The following is a 20588-nucleotide window of genomic DNA, read 5'->3' as shown; positions in this document are numbered from 1 at the left end:
CGGACGGGAGGCGCGTGGCGGGCCCGTCCCGCGCCTCCCGGCCGACGGTGGGTCGCGTCAGCGGCGGCGGGGTGCGCCCGTCGACCCGCGCACGACGAGTTGCGGCACCAGGTCGACCGGGCGGAGCGCCTGCTCCGCGGCGGGCAGGAGCAGTTCGACGCAGCGTCGACCGAGCTCGGGGAAGTCGACCTGCACGGTGGTGAGGGGCGGCCAGAGGTGCTTGGCCTCGGGGATGTCGTCGTAGCCCACGACCGACAGGTCGCCGGGGACGTCGAGCCCGTACGAGCGGGCGGCGTGCATCACGCCGAGCGCCATCGCGTCGTTCGAGCAGAAGATCGCGGTGCAGTCCCGGTACCGCAGCAGCTCTCGGCCCGCGTGGTAGCCGAAGTCTGCCGTCCAGTCACCGAGGATCGGCGGGACGACCGGCATGTCCCGGTCGCTCATCTCGCGCAGGAAGCCCTGCATGCGGGCCTCGGCCTCGATCCAGTCCCGTGGCCCGGCGATGTGCCGGACGTACTCGTGCCCGAGGTCGAGCAGGTGGGCCGTCGCGAGTCGGGCGCCCTCCATCTGGTCGACGAAGAGCGTGGTGGGGCCGTCACCGATGCTCGTCCGCAGTGCCACGTAGGGCGTCCGCATGCCGAGCTCCTCGATGAGGTCGAACACGCGCTGCTGCGGGGCGATGACGATGATGCCCTCGACGTCCTGGTCGAGCAGGTGGCCGAGGCCGTCCCGCACCGCGACGTCGGTGGCGTCGGCGATGTTCGCGGTGGTGACGGAGTACCCGCGGGTGACCGCCGCGTCCTCGATCGCCTGCATGGTCGCCGCCGGCCCGTAGTGCGACCGCTGCGCCGTGAGCACGCCGATCGTGTGCGTCCGGCTCGTGACGAGGGCACGCGCGGCCCGGTTCGGCCGGTACTGCAGCTGCTCCATCGCCGTGCGCACGCGCTCGCGGGTCTCGTCGCGGATCGCGCCGGAGTTGTTGAGCACCCGCGACACGGTCTGGTGCGAGACGCCGGCGACCCGCGCGACGTCGCGGATGCTGGGCGAGCGCGGTTGTTCTGTCCGCGGTGACGCCATCGTTGCTCTCTCCCGCCCGGGGCCGTGGCACCTCGATGTGCACGTTCACATTCCGAGCCAGATCATTATGCACGTCCGCGGCCTGCGCACCAGCCGTGGTCCGGCGGTGCCCGCGGCGGACGGGGCGGGAGTGGTGCCGAGGGGTCAGCGCGTGACGCGCAGGCCCTGCTGCTCGAGCTCGGCGAGCTGCCAGCCCAGCCACGGGCTCCACGCGAAGGGCGCGCCTGCGACCGAGGCGCGCAGGTCGTCCTCGGAGACCCACGCGTACTCGGCGACCTCGTCGTCTGCGGGGGTCGGCACGTCGTCCGTCACGGCGCGGAACACCGGGCAGACCTCGTTCTCGACGATGCCCGAGGCGTCGACCGCGCGGTAGCGGAAGTCGGGGAGCACGAGCTCGACGTCGCGGACGGTGATGCCGAGCTCGCGGGAGGCGCGTCGCGCGACGGCGTCCTCGAACGCCTCGTCGGGGCCGGGGTGCCCGCAGAACGTGTTCGTCCACACCCCAGGCCACGTCTTCTTGGACAGCGCGCGGCGGGTCACGAGGACCTGGCCGTCGGTGTTCCGCACGTGGCACGAGAACGCGAGGTGGAGGGGCGTGTGGTCGGTGTGCACCGCGAACTTGTCCGCGGTGCCGACCGGGGTGCGGTCCTCGGCCAGCAGGACGACGGTTTCCGGGAAAGTGTTCATCTGCCCCGATAGGTTAGGCCAATGAGCGAGGAAGCGGCCACCGTGACGCACATCGACCTCGCACTGGTCGACGAGTGCATCGAACGCTTCTTCGTGGTGTCGTCGGCCCGTGCCCGTCGGTTCGGCCGACCGTCCGAGGAACTGTGGCGCGTGCTCCGTCGCGCGAGCATGGGCGGCAAGCGCTTCCGGCCGCGCATGGTCCTCACCGCGTACAGCGGCCTCGGCGGGACCGACGCCCACGCAGCGGCCAACGTCGCCGCCGCCTACGAGCTGCTCCACACCGCGCTCGTCGTGCACGACGACGTGATCGACCGTGACTGGTCCCGGCGCGGCGAGCCGAACGTGGCCGGGTCGTTCCGCGACACCGGCACCACCGGCGGCCTCGCCCTGCCGACCGCCGAGCACCGCGGGATGAGCGCCGCCGTCATCGCCGGCGACCTCGCGCTCGCCGCCACCACGCGCTTCGTCGAGGCCTCGGGCGTCACCGGGGACCGTCGGACGCGGCTGCTCGAGATCCTGGACGACGCGGTCTTCGCCAGTGCCGCGGGCGAGATGACCGACGTCGACCTGGCGCTCGGCGTGATGCCGTCGGTCGACGAGGTGCTCGCGATGGAGCGGGCGAAGACGAGCGTGTACTCGTTCGAGGCGCCACTGCAGTCCGGGGCGGTCCTGGCAGGCGCGTCGGACCAGGTGGTCGAGGCGCTCGGCGCGTTCGGCCGCGAGATCGGCATCGCGTACCAGATCGTCGACGACCTGCTCGGCGTGTACGGCGACGAGACGGTCACCGGCAAGTCGGTGCTCGGCGACCTCCGCGAGGGCAAGCGCACGATGCTCATCGCCTACGCGGCGACGACCGACTGCTGGGACGACATCGCGCCGTACCTCGGCGACCCGGACCTGACCGAGGAGCGCGCGACCGAACTCCGTGCGACCCTGGAGACCTGCGGCGCCCGGTCGGCGGCCGAGTCCCGGATCGCCGAGCACGCCGCACTGGCCCGTGCCGAGCTGTCGGCGCTGCCGTACGAGCTCGCCGATCGACTGGAGCACCTGGTGTCCGAACTGCTGGAGCGCGTGCGGTGACCCAGACCGCACCACCGCGTCTGCCCCTGTACGACGCGACGGCCGAGGCTGCGTCCGGCGTCGTCATCGAGCGCTACTCGACGTCCTTCGGGCTCGCGAGCCGGCTGCTCACCAAGGACACCCGCGAGCACATCCGGAACGTCTACGCCCTGGTCCGCGTCGCCGACGAGGTCGTGGACGGCCCGGCGACCGAGGCGGGGCTCGACCACGACCTCGCCCGCACCGTGCTCGACGAGCTCGAGGCGGACACCGAACGTGCGATCGCGCTCGGCTTCTCGGTGAACCCGGTCGTGCACGCGTTCGCCCGCACCGCCCGCGTCACCGGGTTCGGCCCCGAGCTGACGAAGCCGTTCTTCGCGTCGATGCGGATGGACCTCGAACGCACCGAGCACGACCAGGAGTCGTTCGACCGCTACGTCTACGGCTCCGCCGAGGTGGTCGGCCTGATGTGCCTGCGCGCGTTCGTGCACCGCGCCGGTCGACCGACGTTCGACGACGCCGTCCTCGTCGACGGCGCGCGGGCCCTCGGTGCGGCGTTCCAGAAGGTCAACTTCCTGCGCGACCTGCACGCCGACTTCGAGGTGCTCGGTCGCTCGTACTTCCCGGGCGTCGACGTCAGCACGTTCGACAAGGCGACGAAGCGCCGCCTGGTCGCCGACGTGCAGGCCGACCTCGACCGCGCCGCGCTGACGGTGCCGCTGCTGCCCGCCGACGCCCGCAAGGCCGTCGGGCTCGCGCACGCGCTGTTCCAGGAGCTCAACGACCGCATCGCCGCCTGCCCGGCGGAGCGGCTCGTCACCACCCGGGTCCGGGTGCCGAACCCGGTGAAGGCGCGGCTCGCCGCGCAGGTGCTCGCCGGACGCGCGCCGCTGCGGTCCCGGGCGACCGCCCACCGGCCGGGAGGCTCCGCATGACCCCGCAACGCGCCTCCCGTCCGACCGCACCCGCCCCGAAGCGCACGGTGCCGGCCCGTCGTGCGGTGATCGTCGGCGGAGGCATCAGCGGACTGGCGTCCGCCGCGCTGCTCGCCCGCGACGGCTACGCCGTCACGGTGCTCGAGCAGCGCGACCAGCTCGGTGGCCGCGCCGGGTCGTGGGAGCAGGACGGATTCCGGTTCGACACGGGGCCGAGCTGGTACCTCATGCCCGAGGTCTTCGACCACTTCTTCCGGCTGCTCGGCACCACCGCCGACGCCGAGATGGACCTGGTGAAGCTCGACCCGGGCTACCGCGTCTACAGCGAGGGCCACGACGAGCCGATCGACCTGCTCGCCGACCGCGAGGCGAACATCGCGCTGTTCGAGTCGATCGAGCCCGGTGCCGGCGACCGGCTGCGGAAGTACCTCGACTCCGCCGAGGACACCTACGCCATGGCGGTGCGCCGCTTCCTCTACACGACCTTCCAGGACCTGACGAAGCTCGCCGCCCCGGACGTGCTCCGGCGGCTGCCGAAGCTCGCGCGCCTGCTGCTCCAGCCGCTGTCGACCTTCGCGTCGAAGGCCGTGCGGGACCGTCGGCTCTGGCAGGTCCTCGGCTACCCGGCGGTGTTCCTCGGCACGAGCCCGTACGCGGCGCCGAGCATGTACCACCTGATGAGCCACCTCGACCTGGCCGACGGGGTGCTCTACCCGAAGGGCGGCATCACCGAGGTGATCGCCGCCGTCGAGCGCGTCGCCCGCCGCGAGGGCGTCACGATCACCACCGGCGCGCCGGTCGAGCGGATCGTCGTCGAGGACGGGCACGTCACGGGGGTCGTCCACCGCGACGCCGCGGGTTCGTCGCACACCGTCTCCGCCGACCTCGTCGTGAGCGCCGCCGACCTGCACCACACCGAGCTGCAGCTGCTCGACGCCGAGCACCGGACCTTCCCCGAGCCGCACTGGCGGAAGCGCGACCCCGGGCCGAGCGCCGTGCTCGTCTACCTCGGCGTCGAGGGCGAGGTGCCGGGGCTGCTCCACCACACGCTCGTGTTCACCGCCGACTGGCGGGCCAACTTCGGCGCGATCTTCGGGAAGGACCGGCACGTGCCGGACCCCGCGTCGATCTACGTCTGCTCGCCCTCGCTCACCGACGACTCCGTCGCGCCCGAGGGGTCGAGCAACCTGTTCGTCCTCGTGCCGCTGCCCGCCGACCTGTCCATCGGGAAGGGCGGCATCGACGGTGCCGGCGACGCCGAGGTCGAGCGGATCGCCGACCGGGCGATCGCGGTCATCGCGGAGCGCTCGGGCGTGACCGACCTGCGCGACCGCATCCGCGTCCGGCGCACCATCGGCCCGCAGGACTTCGCGGACGACTACAACGCGTGGAGCGGCTCGATGCTCGGGCCGGCGCACACCCTGGCGCAGAGCGCGTTCTTCCGCGAGGCGAACGTGTCCCGCAAGGTGGAGGGGCTCTACTACGCCGGCGCCTCGACCACGCCGGGCATCGGTCTGCCGATGTGCCTGATCAGCGCCGAGGTGCTGCTCAAGCGCATCCACGGCGACACCTCGACCGAGCCGCTCCCGACGCCGCTGCCGGCGACGGCGGCCGCCCCGGTCGCGTAGCCGATGCCGGGCGTCTACCTGATCGGACTCGTGGTGTCGATCGCCGGCATCGCGGTGCTCGACGCCCGGTACCGACTGTTCTTCTGGCGGAGCCCCCTGCGGGCGGCGGCCGTGATGGTCGTCGGGCTCGTCTTCTTCCTCGTGTGGGACGTCGCCGGCGTGCACCTCGGCGTCTTCTTCATCGGCCGGAACGACCTGCTCACCGGGGTGCTGCTCGCCCCCGAGGTACCGCTCGAGGAGGTCTTCTTCCTCGTGCTCCTCTGCTGGACGACGATGGACCTCTTCGGCGCCCTGCGTCCCGTCGTCGCGCGGCGGCTGGAGCGGACCGACGGGCTGGAGCGGACCGACGGGGGGTCCCGCTCGTGACCGGGACGGCGACGTACGCGCTGCTCGCGGTGCCGTTCCTGGCCACCGCCGCACTCGTCGCGGTGGCCGCCGGCGCGGTCGCCGCCCGTCGTCGCGGTGCCGGCGGCCGCCGGGTCGGGATCGTCAGCGCCGTGGTCGCCGGGGCCGTCCTGCTCGTCATGACGGGCGTGTTCAACAACGTGATCGTCGGGCTCGGGATCGTCGCGTACGACCCCGCGCTCGTCTCGGGGGCGCGGATCGGGCTGTTCCCCGTCGAGGACCTCGCGTACTCGATCGGGGCCGCCCTGCTGCTGCCGAGCTGCTGGGTGCTGCTCGAGCGCCCGGTACGGTCGGAGCGCCCGGGCCAGCCCACCCACCGACCGGAGGAGACCCCGTGACCGTGAGCCGTGCCTCCCGACCGTCGACCCTGCGCGCACTCTTCGTGTCGTCGCGGCCGATCAGCTGGGTGAACACCGCCTACCCCTTCGGTGCCGCGTACCTGCTCGGCAGCGGGGTCGGCCTCGACGGTGGTGGCGGGTTCTCGCTCGTCGCGTTCATCGTCGGTGTCGTGTACTTCCTCGTGCCGTACAACCTCGCGATGTACGGCATCAACGACGTCTTCGACTACGAGTCGGACCTGCGGAACCCGCGGAAGGGCGGCGTCGAGGGGGCCCTGCTCGACAAGAGCGTGCACCGCGCCACGCTGTGGGCGGTCGTCGTCACGAACGTGCCGTTCCTCGTCGCGCTCGTCGTGCTCGGCGCGCTGAGCGGCAACGGTCCGTGGTCGTGGGCCGTCCTGGCGATCAGCGTCTTCGCGGTCGTCGCGTACTCGGCGCCGGGCCTGCGGTTCAAGGAGCGGCCGTTCCTCGACTCCCTCACCTCGTCGACGCACTTCGTGTCGCCCGCGGTGTTCGGTCTCACGCTCGCCGGTCCGCACTGGACCGGGCAGCTCGTCGCGGTGTGCGTGGCGTTCTTCCTGTGGGGGGTGGCCTCGCACGCGTTCGGTGCCGTGCAGGACGTGCTCGCCGACCGCGCGGGCGGCATCGGCTCCGTCGCGACCGTCATCGGGGCGCGGGCGACCGTCCGCCTGGCGTTCGTGGCGTACCTCGTCGCGGGGGTCGCGCTGCTGTTCTCGGCGTTCCCGGGGCCGATCGCGGCGGTCGTCGTCGTGCCCTACGCGCTGAACGTGCTGCCGTGGTGGAACGTCACCGACGAGGGGGCGGAGTCGGCGAACGCGGGCTGGAAGCGCTTCCTGTGGATCAACTACGTCGCGGGCGCCGTCGTCACGATGGCGCTCATCGGGTACGCCTTCACGCACTGACGGCCGTCCGCGCCGCGCCTGCGGGCAGCGTCCGAGGCCCCTGACAGACTGGAGGGACGCGCCACGGGAGCCGTGGTGCGCCGGTCACGAAGGAGTGCACGCATGACGGTCCGCATCATCCACGTCGGTCTCGGAGGGTGGGGCGGCAACTGGGCCCGCACCGCCATCCCGCAGGTCACCGAAGTGGAGGTGGTCGGGCTCGTCGACCCGGTCCCCGCGACGCTCGAGGCCGTCCGCACGGACCTCGGGCTGCCCGCGACCGCCGCCTTCGCCTCGCTCACCGAGGCCCTCGCCGGGGTCGAGGCCGACGCCGTCGTCATCACCGCGCCGGCGGTCACGCACGTGCCGCTCGCGCTCGAGGCCCTCGACGCGGGCAAGCACGTGCTCGTCGAGAAGCCCTTCGCGAACTCCACCGACGAAGCCCTGCAGGCCGTCCGCCGTGCCGAGGAGCTCGGCCTCGTGCTGCAGGTCAGCCAGAACTACCGCTGGTACCCGGCGCCCCGGGCGGTCAAGGACCTGCTCGCGGCACGGACGCTCGGCGAGCTCTCCGCCATCAGCATCGACTTCCGGCAGTGGGACAACGACGCCCCGGTGGAGACCTACCCGCACTACCGGTTCCCGCACCCGATGATCAACGACATGGCGATCCACCACTTCGACCTGATCCGGATGGTGACCGGGCTCGAGGCCGTCCGTGTGTACGCCCGCGCCTCGTACCCGGAGCACAGCAAGTACCAGGACGAGGCCGTCACGTCGATGATCATCGAGCTCGAGGACGGCCTCGTCGTGAGCTACCGCGGCAGCTGGCTCTCGCGCGCACCCCGGACCGCGTGGGCGGGGGAGTGGAGCATCCAGGGCGAGGACGGCGAGCTCTGGTTCACGAGCCGTGACGGGTCGCCGAGCGAGATCGCGGGCGACCGGGTGACGCTGCGGGCCGACCAGGACGCCGAGGCGGAGGCCGTCGAACTGCCGACGCTCGAGCACACGGACCGGCAGGGCGGGCTGCAGGCCTTCGCGCGCTCGGTCGAGGGCGGCCCGGCGCCGGAGACGAGCGGGCGCGACAACCTGCGGAGCCTCGCGGTGATGGAGGCAGCGGGGCGCTCGGCCGTGTCCGGCGTCCCCGAGGACGTCGTCCTGCCCGAGTAGGGCGCGCCGACCTGCGCGCGCACCGGCGGCACGGACGTCCCACCCGCCGGACGGGAGGCGCGTGGCGGGCCCGCACCGCGCCTCCCGTCCGGCGGGGGGGGCACGAGACTCGCGGTGTGCGACGGTCCTCGTGCGTACGAGCGTGCAGACCGTCGCCAGGCCCGAGACTCGTGCCGTTGCGCGCGCTACGCGGCGCCGGCGGCGCGACGCGCCTGTGCCACCGCCGCACGCACTCCGCGCGAGAACGCGGGACCGTGGCCGGGCAGCACGTGCCGCGCCTCGGTGTCTTCGAGGCGGGACAGCGACGCGACCGCGGTGTCCACGTCGGCCGTCGCGGCCGGCGCGACGATCCGCGGACCGATCCCGCCCGTGTACGGGTCGAGCGTGACGAGGGCGTCGCCCGCGATCACCGCGTCGCGGTCGGCGAAGTGCAGCGCGACGTGGCCGTCGGTGTGGCCGGGCGTCTCGATGATCCACGGGTTGCCGGGGACGTCCGCGCGGGACACCATCGGCTCGGTGTCGTCGATCCCGTCGACGGTGGCCGCCCCGGCGAGCAGCATCCGGCCGAGGGGCGCGAGCCCGCCGGGGTGCACCGCGACGAAGCCGAACCGGTTCGTCTGCGGACGGTACGAGTACGGGTGCGCCGCGAGGTCCCGGTCGCCCGGGTGCACGTACACCGGCGTGCCCCACTCCCGGTGCATGCGGGCGGCGGTCCCGACGTGGTCGAAGTGCCCGTGCGTGAGCAGCAGTGCCTCGACCCGCGCGGGCGTGTAGCCGAGGTCGTGCACGGCGAGGAGCAGGTGCGGCCACGCGGCGGGGAGCCCCGCGTCGACGACGAGCAACCGGTCGCCGGTCTCGACGAGGTAGGTGTTGGTGTGTGCGATCTCGAGGCGGTGGATCCCCTCGGCGACGTCCCGGAACAGCATGGCCTGCACCGTAGACCGCGGCCGCTGGAGGCGGGTCCGGCCCACGCCTGGTAGGCACGATGCATGGCCAAGGACAGCATCCCCGAGCTGGAACTCGCGAACGTGCGCACGCGTGAGCGCCTCACCGACAGCGTCACCGAGATCCGGCGGCGCTCGGACGTGCCCGCGCGCACCCGGCTCGCGGTCGCGAAGGCACGGCAGCGCTGGCACCGCGACCCCACCCCGCTCGTGGCCATGGGGGTCACCGCAGCGGCCGGCATCGCCGCGATCGTCCTCGGCACGCGCATCGGCCGCACCGACGCCGGACACCTCGACCGTCCCGCGGCATCGACGGCGTTCACCGCGCTGCTGCCGTTCGGCCCGCGCGGCGAGCTCGACACCGACCAGACGAAGGACGGCCGCAAGGGTCGCAAGGCCCGCCGGAAGGCCGCCGAGGAGTCCCTCGAGCGCGACCCGGTGCACAAGAACCGGGTCAAGCAGCGCGCGGGCATCGCCGCGGTGCAGCGCCGCGCCACCAAGAACCGCAAGCAGGCCGCGAAGCGGTCCAAGGCGGCGGCGAAGGCCGCGGCGAAGGTGAAGGGCTAGACCATGGCGCGCAAGGACCACGACCTGCAGCAGGACATGCAGCACAAGCCCGCGCCGGACGACCCCCGGAAGCCGGACAGCCCGACGGACCTCACCAAGCCGTCGTTCACGTACACGCTCAAGAAGACGCTCCGCGAGTTCTCGAGCGACCAGTGCACCGACCTCGCCGCGAGCCTGACGTACTACACGGTGCTCGCGCTCTTCCCCGGGCTGCTCGCGGTGGTGTCGATCCTCGGGCTCGTGTCGAACCCGAAGGACACGATCGACAGCCTGCTCGAGATCATCACCAACGTCGGTGGCGGGCAGGTCGCCGACCTGCTCCGCAGCCCGGTCGAGGGTCTCGTCCGCTCGCCCGCCGCCCCGATCACGTTCATCGTCGGTGTGCTCGGTGCCCTCTGGTCGGCCTCCGGCTACGTCGGCGCCTTCGGCCGCGCGATGAACCGCATCTACAACGTGCGCGAGGGCCGGCCGATCTGGAAGCTCCGCCCGACCATGCTCGGCGTCACGGTCTTCACCGTCGTGCTCCTCGTCATCGGCCTGCTCGTGCTCGTCTCCGGACCGCTCGCCCGGACGTTCGGTGACGTCATCGGCCTCGGTGACGCCGCCGCGCTCGTGGTGTCGATCGTGCAGTGGCCGATCCTGCTCGCCGTGATGATCGTCGTCGTCGCGGTCCTGTACTACTGGGCGCCCAACGTCCGCCAGTCGAAGTTCAAGTGGGTCAGCGGCGGTGCCCTGGTCGGTATCGGCATCTGGATCATCGCCAGCGTCGGCTTCGGCTTCTACGTCGGGAACTTCTCGAACTACAACGCCACGTACGGGTCGCTCGGTGGCGTGATCGTGTTCCTGCTGTGGATCTGGATCACGAACAACGCACTGCTCTTCGGCGCCGAGTTCGACGCCGAGCTCGAGCGTGGCCGCCAGCTGCAGGCCGGCATCCGCGCCGAGGAGGACATCCAGCTCCCCGAGCGCGACACCCGCCAGATCGAGAAGCAGGACGAGAAGCACGCCCAGGACGTCCTCGAGGGCATCCGCATCCGCGAGAGCGCGGGACGCTCGAAGGACTGACGCACCACCGCCACGGCCTGGAGGCGCGGTGCGGGTCCGCCCCGCCTCCTTTCGTAGGGTGGGACGCATGACCGACACCGCGCCTCCCGTCACCCGTCCGACCGCACTCGTCACCGGGGCGACCCGGGGGATCGGCCGCGCGATCGCGATCGAGCTCGGGCGTACGCACCACGTGTTGGTCGGTGGCCGGACGGCATCCGCGGTCGATGCTCTGGTGGCCGAGCTGCCGAGCGCGGCACCGTTCGTCGGCGACCTCGGTGCCGGTGACGTCCCCGCGCTGCCGGATCGGCTCGACGTCCTCGTGCACAGTGCCGGCGTCGAGCAGGGCACCCGGATCGCGGACACCCCGCGCGACGTGTGGGAGCAGGTCTTCGCGACGAACGTCTTCGCGGTCGCCGAGCTCACCCGGCTGGCGCTCCCCGCGCTCCGGGCGGCGCGCGGCATCGTCGTGCCGGTGAACAGCGGGTCGGGCTTCGTCGCCGGTCCCGGTGGGGGCGTGTACGCGGCGTCGAAGTTCGCCCTCCGCGCGTTCGCCGATGCCCTGCGCGAGGAGGAGCGGGCGTCCGGCGTCCGGGTGTCGAGCGTGCACCCGGGCCGGACGGACTCCGACATGCAGCGGGCGCTGACCGAGAAGCTCGGCGAGGACTACGACACCGCCTACTACCTGGGGCCGGAGGACGTGGCGGCAGCCGTCCGCACCGTGGTCGACCTGCCCGAGCGCGGCACGATCGAGTCCCTGGCGATCCGCCCGACCCGGAAGCGCTGACCCGGGCTACACGAGCTCGAGCCGCGCCGTCAGCGACAGGCGGTCGAGGAACACCTCGTCGTGGCTGACCACGACGAGGGCTCCTCGGTACGCCCGGAGCGCGTCGACGAGCTGGTCGACGCTCGTCAGGTCGAGGTCGTTCGTCGGCTCGTCGAGCACCAGGAGCTGCGGGGGCGGGTCCGCGAGCACCAGGGTCGCCAACGCCACCCGGAAGCGCTCGCCGCCCGACACGGTCGCCACCGGGCGGTCCACGGTGTCCCCGCGCACCAGGAGTCGCGCCAGCTGGTTGCGGAGCTCGGCATCGGGGACGTGGCTCGCCGCCCGACGGACGTTCTCGAGCACGGTCGCGCCGTCGTCGAGGGCGTCCCGCCGCTGCGGCAGGTACCCGATCGGGTCGACGTGCGGGGCCGCGGCGGTGTCCGGGAGCGGGTGCTCGCGCGCGCCCGGCAGCCCCACGAGCTGCTCGAGCAACGTCGTCTTCCCGACACCGTTCGCCCCGGTGACCGCGACGCGCTCGGGCCCCTGGACGACGACCGACCGGCCACGCACGGTGACGGTCGCGATGCGCCGTGATGCGGGGACCCGCGGGTCGGGCAGCGTGACGTGCAGCGACTCGTCGTCGCGGAGTCGCAGCTCGGCCTCCTGCACCGCAGACCGTGCCTGCGCCTCTGCCGAGCCGTGTGCCGCACGCAACCGACCGGCGGTCTGCTCGGCCTGCTTGCGCTGCTCGTTCGCCAGGATCTTCGGCATCGAGCGTGCGGCCTCGCGGCCGGCCCGGGCACGGCGGGCGATCTTCGTCTCCGCCTCGATGCGCTGCCGCTGCTCGGCACGGTGCCGTTGCTCGGCGACCCGGACCTCGCGCTCGACGGCGGCCTGCTGCACGGCGAGGTGCTCCTCGTAGGCGCTGAACGTCCCGCCGAACACCGTGGCCGATCCCGAACGCAGCTCGACGGTCTCGTCGACGTGCTCGAGCAGCTCGCGGTCGTGGCTGACGACGACGAGCGTGCCGTTCCACCCGTCGACCAGGTCGAGCAGCGCGGCGCGGGCCCGTCGGTCGAGGTTGTTCGTGGGCTCGTCGAGCAGCGCGATCGGCCGGCCGCGCAACCGGATGCCGGCGACGGCCGTCAGGACCGCCTGCCCGCCGGACAGCGTCCCGACGGGCCGGTCGAGGTCGGCGCCGCCGAGCCCGGGCACGTGCGCGAGCGCGGCGGCGGCCCGCTCCTCGACGTGCCAGTCGTCGCCGATCGCGTCGAAGTGCTCCGGCGAGGCATCGCCGCCGAGGACCGCCCGGAGCGCGGTCAGGGTCGCTCGGACGCCGAGCAGGTCCGCCACGGTGTCCCCGGGGCGGGCGTGCAGCCGCTGGGGCAGGTGGTCCACCGGACCGGAGGTGCGGATCGAACCGGACGTGGGGTGGAGCCGGCCCGTGGCGAGCCGGACCAGCGTGGACTTGCCGGCCCCGTTCCTCCCGACCAGGCCGGTGCGGCCACGGCCGAAGGCGGTGGTGAGGTGGTCGAGCGCGACGGAGCCGTCTGGCCAGGTGAAGGTGAGGTCGTCGAGGACGACGGACGGTGTTGCGGGCATGGGTGTGCCTCCCGGATCGTGAGCTGGGCGCACGACACCGGACCCGCGGCGACCGGAGGGGTCGACGCGCGGAGCGCCCGACGGGGCGCGACGATCACGGTGTCAGCGCGAGGACTGCGCGGTACCGGTGATCGACAGCAATGCGGCTCTTCCGTCGGGGACCCCCGTGACCGCCACCCGTGCTGCCGGTCGGTCTCCCGCCCCGGCGGCCCCGCGGTGACGACGAGGTGTCGTCAACGGTACGACCGGACCCGGCCGGGGGCAAGAGGTGACAGGCTGGACGCATGCCGGAGAACCTGCTGCCGAACCCGACCGCGAACCCCGCGACCCTGCTGCCCGAGGAGCCGGAGGTGACCGCCGCGCTCGCCGCCGACGCCCCCGTGGCGAGCGTCGTCGTGTCGCACCCGTCCTCGAGCCTGGCGTGGGCACTGCTCGCCGACGAGGCCTGGGAACGCGGCGCCACCCTCGAGTCGTACGCCTACGCCCGCGTCGGGTACCACCGCGGTCTCGACGCCCTGCGGAAGGCCGGCTGGCGCGGTGCCGGGCCGGTGCCGTGGTCGCACGAGCCGAACCGGGGGGTGCTCCGGGCGCTGTTCGCCCTGCGCCGCGCGGCCGAGGCGATCGACGAGCCGGGCGAGCCCGAGCGGCTGACGGACTTCCTCGACGCGTCGGACCCCGAGGCGCTCCGCGCCCTCACCGCGGGGGAGTAGCGCGGGGCGGGGCGCCCGCTGCACCGTGCCCCACGCACCCCGAACAACCGGAGGCACCTCGCGCCACGGAAGTCCGTGGCGCGAGGTGCCTTCGGTCGTGCGCGAGCGAGCCGCGCCACGAGCACCCCGCCGCGCGCCCGCCCCGCCCTACCCGAGCACCACGCTCCACGAGAACGCCTGCGGCCACAGCTGGTGCTCCGGCAGCACGTCGAGCCCGCACGCCCGCGACCCGAGCCCGTGCTGCGCCGCGTCGAGGTACAGGTACGTGTGGTCCGGCGTCGGCAGCTCGTACGGGTGCATCGCCCGCCCGACCTGCTGCGCGGTCCAGGGCGTGAGCGTGAACCCCGCCCGGTGCGCCCCGACGGTCGACACCGTGAACGGACCCACCGACAGCGCACGCAGCCCGGGCCGGTGCCCGGTCTCCTGCGGCATCGAGTAGTCGACGGTCAGCGCACGCACCGGCGCCGAGAAGCGCCCGACGCGTGCAGCCCGCGACGAGTCCGCGTACGACTCCGCCGGCCCGGTGCCGAACCACGAGGCCTCGCCGTCGAGCAACGACGCCGGCAGGTCGAACCGCACGCCGACCCGCGGCCACGTGACGTCCCAGGCGCCGAAGGGCACCGCGTCGGTCTGCAGGAGCAGTCCGTCGTCCGTGAGCGTCCAGCGGTGCGTCACGTCGACGCCCCACCCGCTGTTGGCCGCAGCGACCCGGACCCGCTGGACCAGTCCGGACGAGCTCCGGTCCACCGACACGAGCCGGTGCGTCAGCCGGTCGAGCCCCCGCTCCCGCCACCGCACGGCCGACGCCGGTGCGTCCGGATCACCGACGCCGCCGGTGAGCACGGGGTCGGCGGTCTCGTAGCCGCCCTGCGAGGCGAGGCTGTCGTTGTCCGTCGGTGCACGCCACAGCTCCAGGCGCGGCCCGCCCACCTCGTGCCCCTTCCAGGACACCAGGTCACCCCGGGCGCTGAAGGTCCCGTCGCCGAGCACGTCACCGTCCCAGCCCTCCCGGGAGGCGCGGGGCACGTCCGCAGCCCGCGACGCCACGAGCCGCTGGCTGCGTGCCACGACGTGGTCGGTGTCCGCCCACGCGGTCGGCCCCGCCAGTTCCACCGTGACCTCGAACCACAGCTCGTCCGCGGGTGCGAGCTCGGCCGTCGCGGCGGCGAGCACCTCGTCCGGCACCGGCACCGTGGCCGACTGCCGGGCGGCGACCACGCCGGGGGCGAAGCGGCCGGACGACTCGACGACGCCGTTCCGCGAGAGGGTCCAGCAGAACCGCAGCCCCGCGGTGGAGGCGGAGTGGTACCGGTTCTCCACGAGCACGGTGCGGTCGCCGAGCGCGACCCGGACCGGGGCGACGACGGCCGCGAACTCCGCCAGGCCCGGGGTCGGGGTGTCGTCGGGCAGCACGAGGCCGTCCATCACGAAGTTGCCGTCGTGCACGACCTCGCCGAAGTCACCGCCGTACGCGAAGTAGTCCTGGCCGTCGGCGGTCCGTGCGAGCAGACCGTGGTCCCGCCACTCCCACACGAAGCCGCCGTGCAGCCGCGGGTACCGGTCGACCAGGGCCTCGTACTCGGCGATCTGCCCGGGGCCGTTGCCCATCGCGTGCACGTACTCACAGTGCAGGAACGGCTTCGAGCGCTGCCGTGCGGCCTCTGCCGGACCGCACCCGAGCAGCGGGGTCTCGGGACCGCCGCCGATCGACTCGGTCTCCTGCAGCGTCGGGTACATCCGCGAGTAGACGTCCGTGTAGGCGCCGGTGTAGTCGCCCTCGTAGTGCACGGGGCGCTCGTCGTCGCGGTCGTGCACCCACTGCGACATCGCCGCGAGGTTCCGCCCGGTGCCGGACTCGTTGCCGAGCGACCACATGACGATCGACGCGTGGTTCTTGTCGCGCTCGACGGTGCGGGCGATCCGGTCGAGGTACGCGTCCCGCCAGGCCGGGTCGTCAGAGGGGTTCCCGACCCAGTCGGTGAAGAGGAACCCGTGGGTCTCGAGGTCGCACTCCAGCACCACCCAGAACCCCAGCTCGTCGGCCAGGTCGAGCACGCGCGGGTGCGGCGGGTAGTGCGAGGTGCGGATCGCGTTGACGTTGTTCCGCTTCATGAGCACCATGTCCGCGCGGGCGTGCTCCTCGTCGAAGACCCGGCCGCGCACGGGGTGGGTCTCGTGCCGGTTGACGCCGTGGAAGACCACGCGCTCGCCGTTCACGAGGAACCGGTCGCCCTCGATCGCCACGGTGCGGAAGCCGAGCCGCAGCGACACGGTCTCGCCGCCGTCGCGACCGCCGGCGTCCGTGCCGGTGGCGACGGTGGCGTCGTACAGCCTCGGGACCTCGGCACTCCACGGTTCGACGCCCTCGACGGTGATCGGCGCGACGTCGTCGGCCGACCGCCAGGTCACGTCGACGCCCAGGTCCGGCACGGCGAACCGCACCGGGAACGCGGCGTCGAGCGTCGGGAACGTGATGGTCCCCGTGCCGGTGCCCGGTCGTCCCGAGGCGGCGGTGCCGGCGGTCGCGGCGTCACCGAGGGTCGCGGTCCAGCCGGCGCGCACGAAGACGTCGTCGATCGGTGCCGTCGGGCGGGCGAGCAGGGTGACGTCGCGGAAGATGCCGGGCAGCCACCACTGGTCCTGGTCCTCGAGGTACGAGGCGGCGCTCCACTGGTGCACGCGGACGAGCAGCTCGTTCGTGCCGGGCACGAGCAGCGGGGTGACGTCGAACTCGGTGGCGAGCCGGGACCCGGTCGACCACCCCACCTCGGTGCCGTTCAGCCACACGCGGAAGTGCGACTCCACGCCGTCGAAGCGCAGCAGCACCCGGGCGGCACCGTCGAACGACGCGGGCAGCGAGAACGTGCGCCGGTGGTCACCGGTCGGGTTCTCCTCCGGCGGGTGCGGCGGGTCGATCGGGAACGGGTACTGCAGGTTCGTGTAGCTCGGCGCGCCGTGCCCGTGCAGGACCCAGTGCGACGGCACCGGGATGCTGCCCCACGTGTCGTCGGCCCCGGGCAGCGGCACGTCGGCGACCGGCGACCACCGGAAGTCCCAGTCGCCGTTCAGCGACGCGCTCGGGGCGTCCGTGTGCAGCGAGGCCCGCGGGGCGAGCCGCGAACCGGAGCCGGGGGTGGTGGAGGCGAGTGCAGCGATGGTCAACCCTTGACCGATCCTTCCGTGAGGCCCCCGCGCCAGAAGCGCTGCAGGACGATGATCGCGATCACCAGCGGGATGACCGAGACGAGCACCCCGCCGGTGGTGAGCTGGTAGAACTCTGGCAGACGATCGACCTGTGCTCGCCAGTTGTTGAGGCCGAGCGTGATCGGGTACAGCTTCTGGTCGGCCAGCATGATGAGCGGCAGGAAGAAGTTGTTCCAGATGCCGACGACCTGGAACAGGAACACCGTCACCAGGGCCGGGGTCAGCTGCCGGAGCACGATGGTGTGGAAGATCCGCAGCTCGCCGGCGCCGTCGATGCGGGCCTGCTCGAGGAGCGCCGTGTCGACCGAGGCGGCGGCGTACACCCGGCAGAGGAACAGCCCGAACGGGGAGACGAGGCTCGGGATGAGCACGCTCCAGTACGTGTCGGTCAGGCCCATCGTCGAGAACAGCAGGAACAGCGGCAGCGCCGTCGCGGTCCCCGGCACGAGCACGCCGCCGAGGATCGTCCCGAACACGAGCTGGCGCCCCCGGAACTCGTACTTCGCGAGCGCGTAGCCGCCGGCCGCCGCGAAGTAGGTCGCGAGGACCGCACCGACGCCCGAGTACAGGACGCTGTTGGCGATCCACCGGACGAAGATGCCGCCGTCGTACGAGAAGACCTGCTGGATGTTGCTGAACAGGGCGAACTCGCCGCCGAACCAGAACCCGTTCGTGCTGAACAGTGCGCCGGTGGTCTTCGTCGCCGCGATGACGACCCAGTAGAGCGGCACGAGGAAGTAGACCGCGACGACGACGAGGATCGCCGTCACGACGATCTGCGAGCGGGGTGAGCGGTCGAGCTTTCGACGCTGGTGCGCCGTGATGGACGTGGTGTCGACGGGCTCGGCGGCCCGCTTGGTCACCGGCGCCTCGATGGCTTCACTGGTCATCGGTCCGTTCCTTCCGTCGTCGCGACGTGACCGGACTGGAGGCCGTGGTCGGCCTGGGTGGTGACCACCGGTCGGGTGGACGCGCGCCCCTGGAGCGCGCGCCGCGCCTCCAGGCCGTCGCGCTTCGCCCGCTTGCGGCGGTCTCGCTCGTCCTTCGGCGGACGGTTCGTCAGCGCGAGGAACACGAACGACAGGACGAACGCGGCCAGCGCGATGATCACGGCCTGCGCGCTCGCGACCCCGTACTCGTTGAACGCGAAGGCGTTCGTGTACGCGGCGTAGTTCGGCGTGTACTCGGTGTCGATCGCGGGCGCGACCGTCGACAGGATCTGCGGCTCGGCGAAGAGCTGCAGCGTGCCGATGATCGAGAAGACCGTCGTGAGCACCAGGGCCGGCGCGATGAGCGGGATCTGGATGCGCCACGCGACCTGGAAGGGGCCGGCGCCGTCCATCTTCGCGGCCTCGTAGACCTCGCCGGGGATCGACTTCAGCTGCGCCACGATGATGAGCATGTTGTAGCCCGTGTAGGTCCACGTGACGATGTTCGCGATCGACCACAGCACGCTGTTCGCGCCGAGGAAGTCCGGCTGCAACCCCATCGACTGCAGCAGTGCCACGATCGGCGACAGCCCGGGCACGTAGAGGAACGACCAGAGGATCGTCGCGATGACGCCCGGGACGCCGTACGGCATGAAGTAGACCGCTCGGAAGAAGGCGGGCCACCGGGCGCTGGCGGACTCGAGGAGCAGCGCGAGGATCGTGCACGCGATGATCATGACCGGCACCTGCACGATGCCGAACAGCAGCATCCGGCCGATCGACGCGACGAAGCCGGAGTCCTGCAGGGCGATCGCGTAGTTGTCGAAGCCGGCGAACCGCCCGGTGACGCCGTCCTCGCCGAACAGGCCCTCGCGGTCGACCGTGGTGAAGCTCTGGAACAGCGCGCTGATGATCGGGATGACGAAGGTCAGCACGAACAGGGCGAGGAACGGGGCGAGCAGGATCCACGGCGCGCGCTTCTGGGCGCTCGTGGCCTTGGTCGACGTGCGGAAGCCGGTCGTGCGGTCGCGGGTGGTGGTGCTCATCGTGCCGTCCTCACGTTCAGGCCCTTGTCCTTGAAGGACTGGACGATCTCCCGCTGCGCGAGCTCGACGGCGTCGGTGAGCTTCAGCCCGCCGGTGAGCTTGCGGCGGAACTGGTTCTGCAGGCTCGTGAAGGCCGACTGCGTCACGGGCGACCACGACCAGTCGAGGTTCTGCTCCTGCGCCGACGGCACGAAGACGTCCTCGTTGTAGTTCTGCCCGGAGAACCACGCCGACGGCTCCTGGCGGGCCGCGCCGATGTAGTCGGCGGCGGGTGACCACCCGATGCCGCAGTACTTGATCATCGCGTCGACGCCCTCCTTCGAGGTGGTCATCCACGTGATGAACTCGAGCGCCTCACGTGGGTGCTTCGCGTTGGCCAGGACCGCGGCCGTCGAGCCGCCGATCGAGCTCGAGCCGTAGCCCGTGTCGCCCCAGGTCTGCATGGGCGCGACCTTCCACTTGCCCTCGCCGCCCTGCACCGACTGGATGAGGGCGTCACCCCAGCTCGCGCTCGTGACGGCGGCGATCTTCCCGCTCGCGGCGGCGGCGTACCAGCCCGGGGTGTACGCCCCGGCGCTGGTGTCGACGAGCTTCGCGTCGATGACGCCGTCGAAGAACTCGGCGACCATCATCGTCTTGTCGTCGGTCATGTCCACGACCCACTCGTCGCCGTCGGTGCGGAACCACCGGGCGCCTGCCTGCTGCACGTAGGCGGCGAACGGCGAGGCGTCGGCGACCGGGAAGACCTCGAGGTAGTTGCCGTTGCCGGTGCTCCGGACCTTGTCCGCCAGGTCGCGCCACTCGTCCCAGGTCGTCGGGGGTTCGCCGCCGGCCTGCTCGAGGATCGCGGTCTGGTAGTAGAAGCCCATCGGGCCGGTGTCCTGCGGGATGCCGTACACGCCGTCGACGAACTGCACCTGCGACCACGCGGCCTCGTCGTACTTCGACTGCACGTCCTTCGCCCCGTAGCGCGCGAGGTCGACGAGCCCGTTCGCGAGCATGAACTCCGGGATCTGCCGGAACTCGACCTGGCCGATGTCCGGGCCACCCCCGGCCGCCAGCGCCGAGTACATCTTCTGGTACCCGCCGGCGTTGCCACCGGGGATCCAGTTCGCGGTGACCTGGACGCGGGGGTTCTTCGCGTTCCACACGTCGCAGACCTTCTGCAGGTCCTTGAGCCACGCCCAGTAGGTGATCTGGACGGTCCCGCTGCCGGCGGCGGCCGGCACCAGGGGGGCCTTGTTCACGTTGGTGGAACCCGGGACGGCGCACCCGGCGAGCAACCCCGCCGCGGCCGTGCCGAGCCCGAGGCCCAGCAGGTTCCTTCTCGTCATCACACGTCGGGATGGTGTCGGCGTCATTGCCTGCGCTCCGGTTCGTCGTCGGATCGGGTTCCCTGCCAGTAGAGCACGAAACCGAGCGACGCTGTGCATTCACGAAGGTTTCACGGCGACGCGTGTCGACGCCCGTGCCTGCGTGTTCGCTCCGACCTCCGAGCGCCACCAGCGCCGGGCGCGCAGCGTGGGTCCAACGCAGAACACCGAAGCCGCGAGCGGCCCGACAGCGCCGTCGGCGGCA

The 20588-nt window shown here is 72.4% G+C and carries 18 protein-coding genes and 1 pseudogene; 11 read left to right on the top strand and 8 right to left on the bottom strand.

Annotated features, from left to right (window positions below):
- Window positions 1-57 precede the first annotated feature (57 nt).
- Complete coding sequence (locus QUG92_RS11800) at window positions 58-1077, bottom strand: LacI family DNA-binding transcriptional regulator (RefSeq protein WP_289459201.1); 1020 nt, start codon at window positions 1075-1077, stop codon at window positions 58-60.
- A gap of 144 nt (window positions 1078-1221) precedes the next feature.
- Window positions 1222-1764 carry an isopentenyl-diphosphate Delta-isomerase gene (idi, locus tag QUG92_RS11795; protein WP_182046424.1) on the bottom strand — a complete coding sequence of 181 codons (543 nt, stop codon included), beginning with the start codon at window positions 1762-1764 and terminating at the stop codon, window positions 1222-1224.
- A gap of 21 nt (window positions 1765-1785) precedes the next feature.
- Here idi and QUG92_RS11790 point away from each other — a divergent pair, with 21 nt between their 5' ends.
- The 7 genes from QUG92_RS11790 to QUG92_RS11760 all read left to right on the top strand — a co-directional run bounded on the left by QUG92_RS11790 (window position 1786) and on the right by QUG92_RS11760 (window position 8198).
- Window positions 1786-2844 carry a polyprenyl synthetase family protein gene (locus tag QUG92_RS11790; RefSeq protein ID WP_182046423.1) on the top strand — a complete coding sequence of 353 codons (1059 nt, stop codon included), beginning with the start codon at window positions 1786-1788 and terminating at the stop codon, window positions 2842-2844.
- Window positions 2841-3758 (top strand): phytoene/squalene synthase family protein, encoded by a 918-nt coding sequence (locus QUG92_RS11785; RefSeq protein ID WP_289459200.1) that lies wholly within the window; start codon window positions 2841-2843, stop codon window positions 3756-3758. Before QUG92_RS11790 ends, QUG92_RS11785 begins: the two co-directional genes overlap by 4 nt.
- On the top strand, window positions 3755-5386 hold the full coding sequence (gene crtI, locus QUG92_RS11780; RefSeq protein ID WP_289459199.1) for a phytoene desaturase family protein: 1632 nt from the start codon (window positions 3755-3757) through the stop codon (window positions 5384-5386). The genes QUG92_RS11785 and crtI overlap by 4 nt, the downstream gene beginning before the upstream one ends.
- 3 nt (window positions 5387-5389) lie before the next feature.
- Window positions 5390-5752 carry a lycopene cyclase domain-containing protein gene (locus QUG92_RS11775; RefSeq protein ID WP_182046420.1) on the top strand — a complete coding sequence of 121 codons (363 nt, stop codon included), beginning with the start codon at window positions 5390-5392 and terminating at the stop codon, window positions 5750-5752.
- Window positions 5749-6129: a lycopene cyclase domain-containing protein gene (locus QUG92_RS11770; protein ID WP_182046419.1), complete on the top strand. Its 381-nt coding sequence runs from the start codon at window positions 5749-5751 to the stop codon at window positions 6127-6129. Before QUG92_RS11775 ends, QUG92_RS11770 begins: the two co-directional genes overlap by 4 nt.
- Entirely contained in the window at window positions 6126-7052 is a 927-nt protein-coding gene (locus QUG92_RS11765) for a prenyltransferase (protein ID WP_182046418.1), read from the top strand. The genes QUG92_RS11770 and QUG92_RS11765 overlap by 4 nt, the downstream gene beginning before the upstream one ends.
- A 102-nt stretch (window positions 7053-7154) precedes the next feature.
- Entirely contained in the window at window positions 7155-8198 is a 1044-nt protein-coding gene (locus QUG92_RS11760) for a Gfo/Idh/MocA family protein (protein WP_182046417.1), read from the top strand.
- A gap of 185 nt (window positions 8199-8383) precedes the next feature.
- Here the strand turns inward: QUG92_RS11760 and QUG92_RS11755 are convergent, their stop codons facing one another.
- Window positions 8384-9124, bottom strand: a complete 741-nt coding sequence (locus tag QUG92_RS11755) for an MBL fold metallo-hydrolase (protein ID WP_289459198.1) — start codon at window positions 9122-9124, stop codon at window positions 8384-8386.
- A 63-nt stretch (window positions 9125-9187) separates the two neighbouring features.
- Between QUG92_RS11755 and QUG92_RS11750 the strand changes: the two genes are divergently transcribed.
- From QUG92_RS11750 to QUG92_RS11740, 3 genes are all read left to right on the top strand, one after another.
- On the top strand, window positions 9188-9709 hold the full coding sequence (locus tag QUG92_RS11750) for a hypothetical protein (RefSeq protein WP_182046415.1): 522 nt from the start codon (window positions 9188-9190) through the stop codon (window positions 9707-9709).
- Between the two features lie 3 nt (window positions 9710-9712).
- Window positions 9713-10774, top strand: coding sequence for a YihY/virulence factor BrkB family protein (locus tag QUG92_RS11745; protein ID WP_289459197.1), 1062 nt, complete (start codon window positions 9713-9715; stop codon window positions 10772-10774).
- Window positions 10775-10841: 67 nt separating this feature from the next.
- The gene (locus tag QUG92_RS11740) at window positions 10842-11540 is read left to right on the top strand and encodes an SDR family oxidoreductase (protein WP_289459196.1); all 699 of its coding nucleotides are present in this window, start codon (window positions 10842-10844) and stop codon (window positions 11538-11540) included.
- A gap of 6 nt (window positions 11541-11546) precedes the next feature.
- On the opposite strand, the gene QUG92_RS11735 is transcribed toward QUG92_RS11740, so the two are convergent.
- Entirely contained in the window at window positions 11547-13121 is a 1575-nt protein-coding gene (locus QUG92_RS11735; RefSeq protein WP_289459195.1) for an ABC-F family ATP-binding cassette domain-containing protein, read from the bottom strand.
- Window positions 13122-13405: 284 nt separating this feature from the next.
- On the opposite strand from QUG92_RS11735, the gene QUG92_RS11730 reads away from it, so the two are divergent.
- On the top strand, window positions 13406-13831 hold the full coding sequence (locus QUG92_RS11730; RefSeq protein WP_289459194.1) for a DUF3151 domain-containing protein: 426 nt from the start codon (window positions 13406-13408) through the stop codon (window positions 13829-13831).
- 147 nt (window positions 13832-13978) lie between these two features.
- Here the strand turns inward: QUG92_RS11730 and QUG92_RS11725 are convergent, their stop codons facing one another.
- From QUG92_RS11725 to QUG92_RS11710, 4 genes and pseudogenes are all read right to left on the bottom strand, one after another.
- Complete coding sequence (locus QUG92_RS11725) at window positions 13979-16993, bottom strand: glycoside hydrolase family 2 TIM barrel-domain containing protein (protein WP_289459193.1); 3015 nt, start codon at window positions 16991-16993, stop codon at window positions 13979-13981.
- The gene (locus QUG92_RS11720) at window positions 16990-17898 is read right to left on the bottom strand and encodes a carbohydrate ABC transporter permease (protein ID WP_182046450.1); all 909 of its coding nucleotides are present in this window, start codon (window positions 17896-17898) and stop codon (window positions 16990-16992) included. The genes QUG92_RS11725 and QUG92_RS11720 overlap by 4 nt, the downstream gene beginning before the upstream one ends.
- Window positions 17899-18086: 188 nt before the next feature.
- Window positions 18087-19010, bottom strand: a pseudogene (locus tag QUG92_RS11715) (carbohydrate ABC transporter permease); the annotation flags it as partial.
- The gene (locus QUG92_RS11710) at window positions 19007-20344 is read right to left on the bottom strand and encodes an ABC transporter substrate-binding protein (protein WP_289459191.1); all 1338 of its coding nucleotides are present in this window, start codon (window positions 20342-20344) and stop codon (window positions 19007-19009) included. The pseudogene QUG92_RS11715 and the gene QUG92_RS11710, both read right to left, overlap by 4 nt.
- Window positions 20345-20588: the final 244 nt, after the last annotated feature.

The sequence above is a fragment of the Curtobacterium citri genome (genome assembly GCF_030362955.1).
Classification (GTDB): Bacteria; Actinomycetota; Actinomycetes; order Actinomycetales; family Microbacteriaceae; genus Curtobacterium; species Curtobacterium citri.
This window is presented reverse-complemented; position numbering and strand designations above follow the sequence as displayed.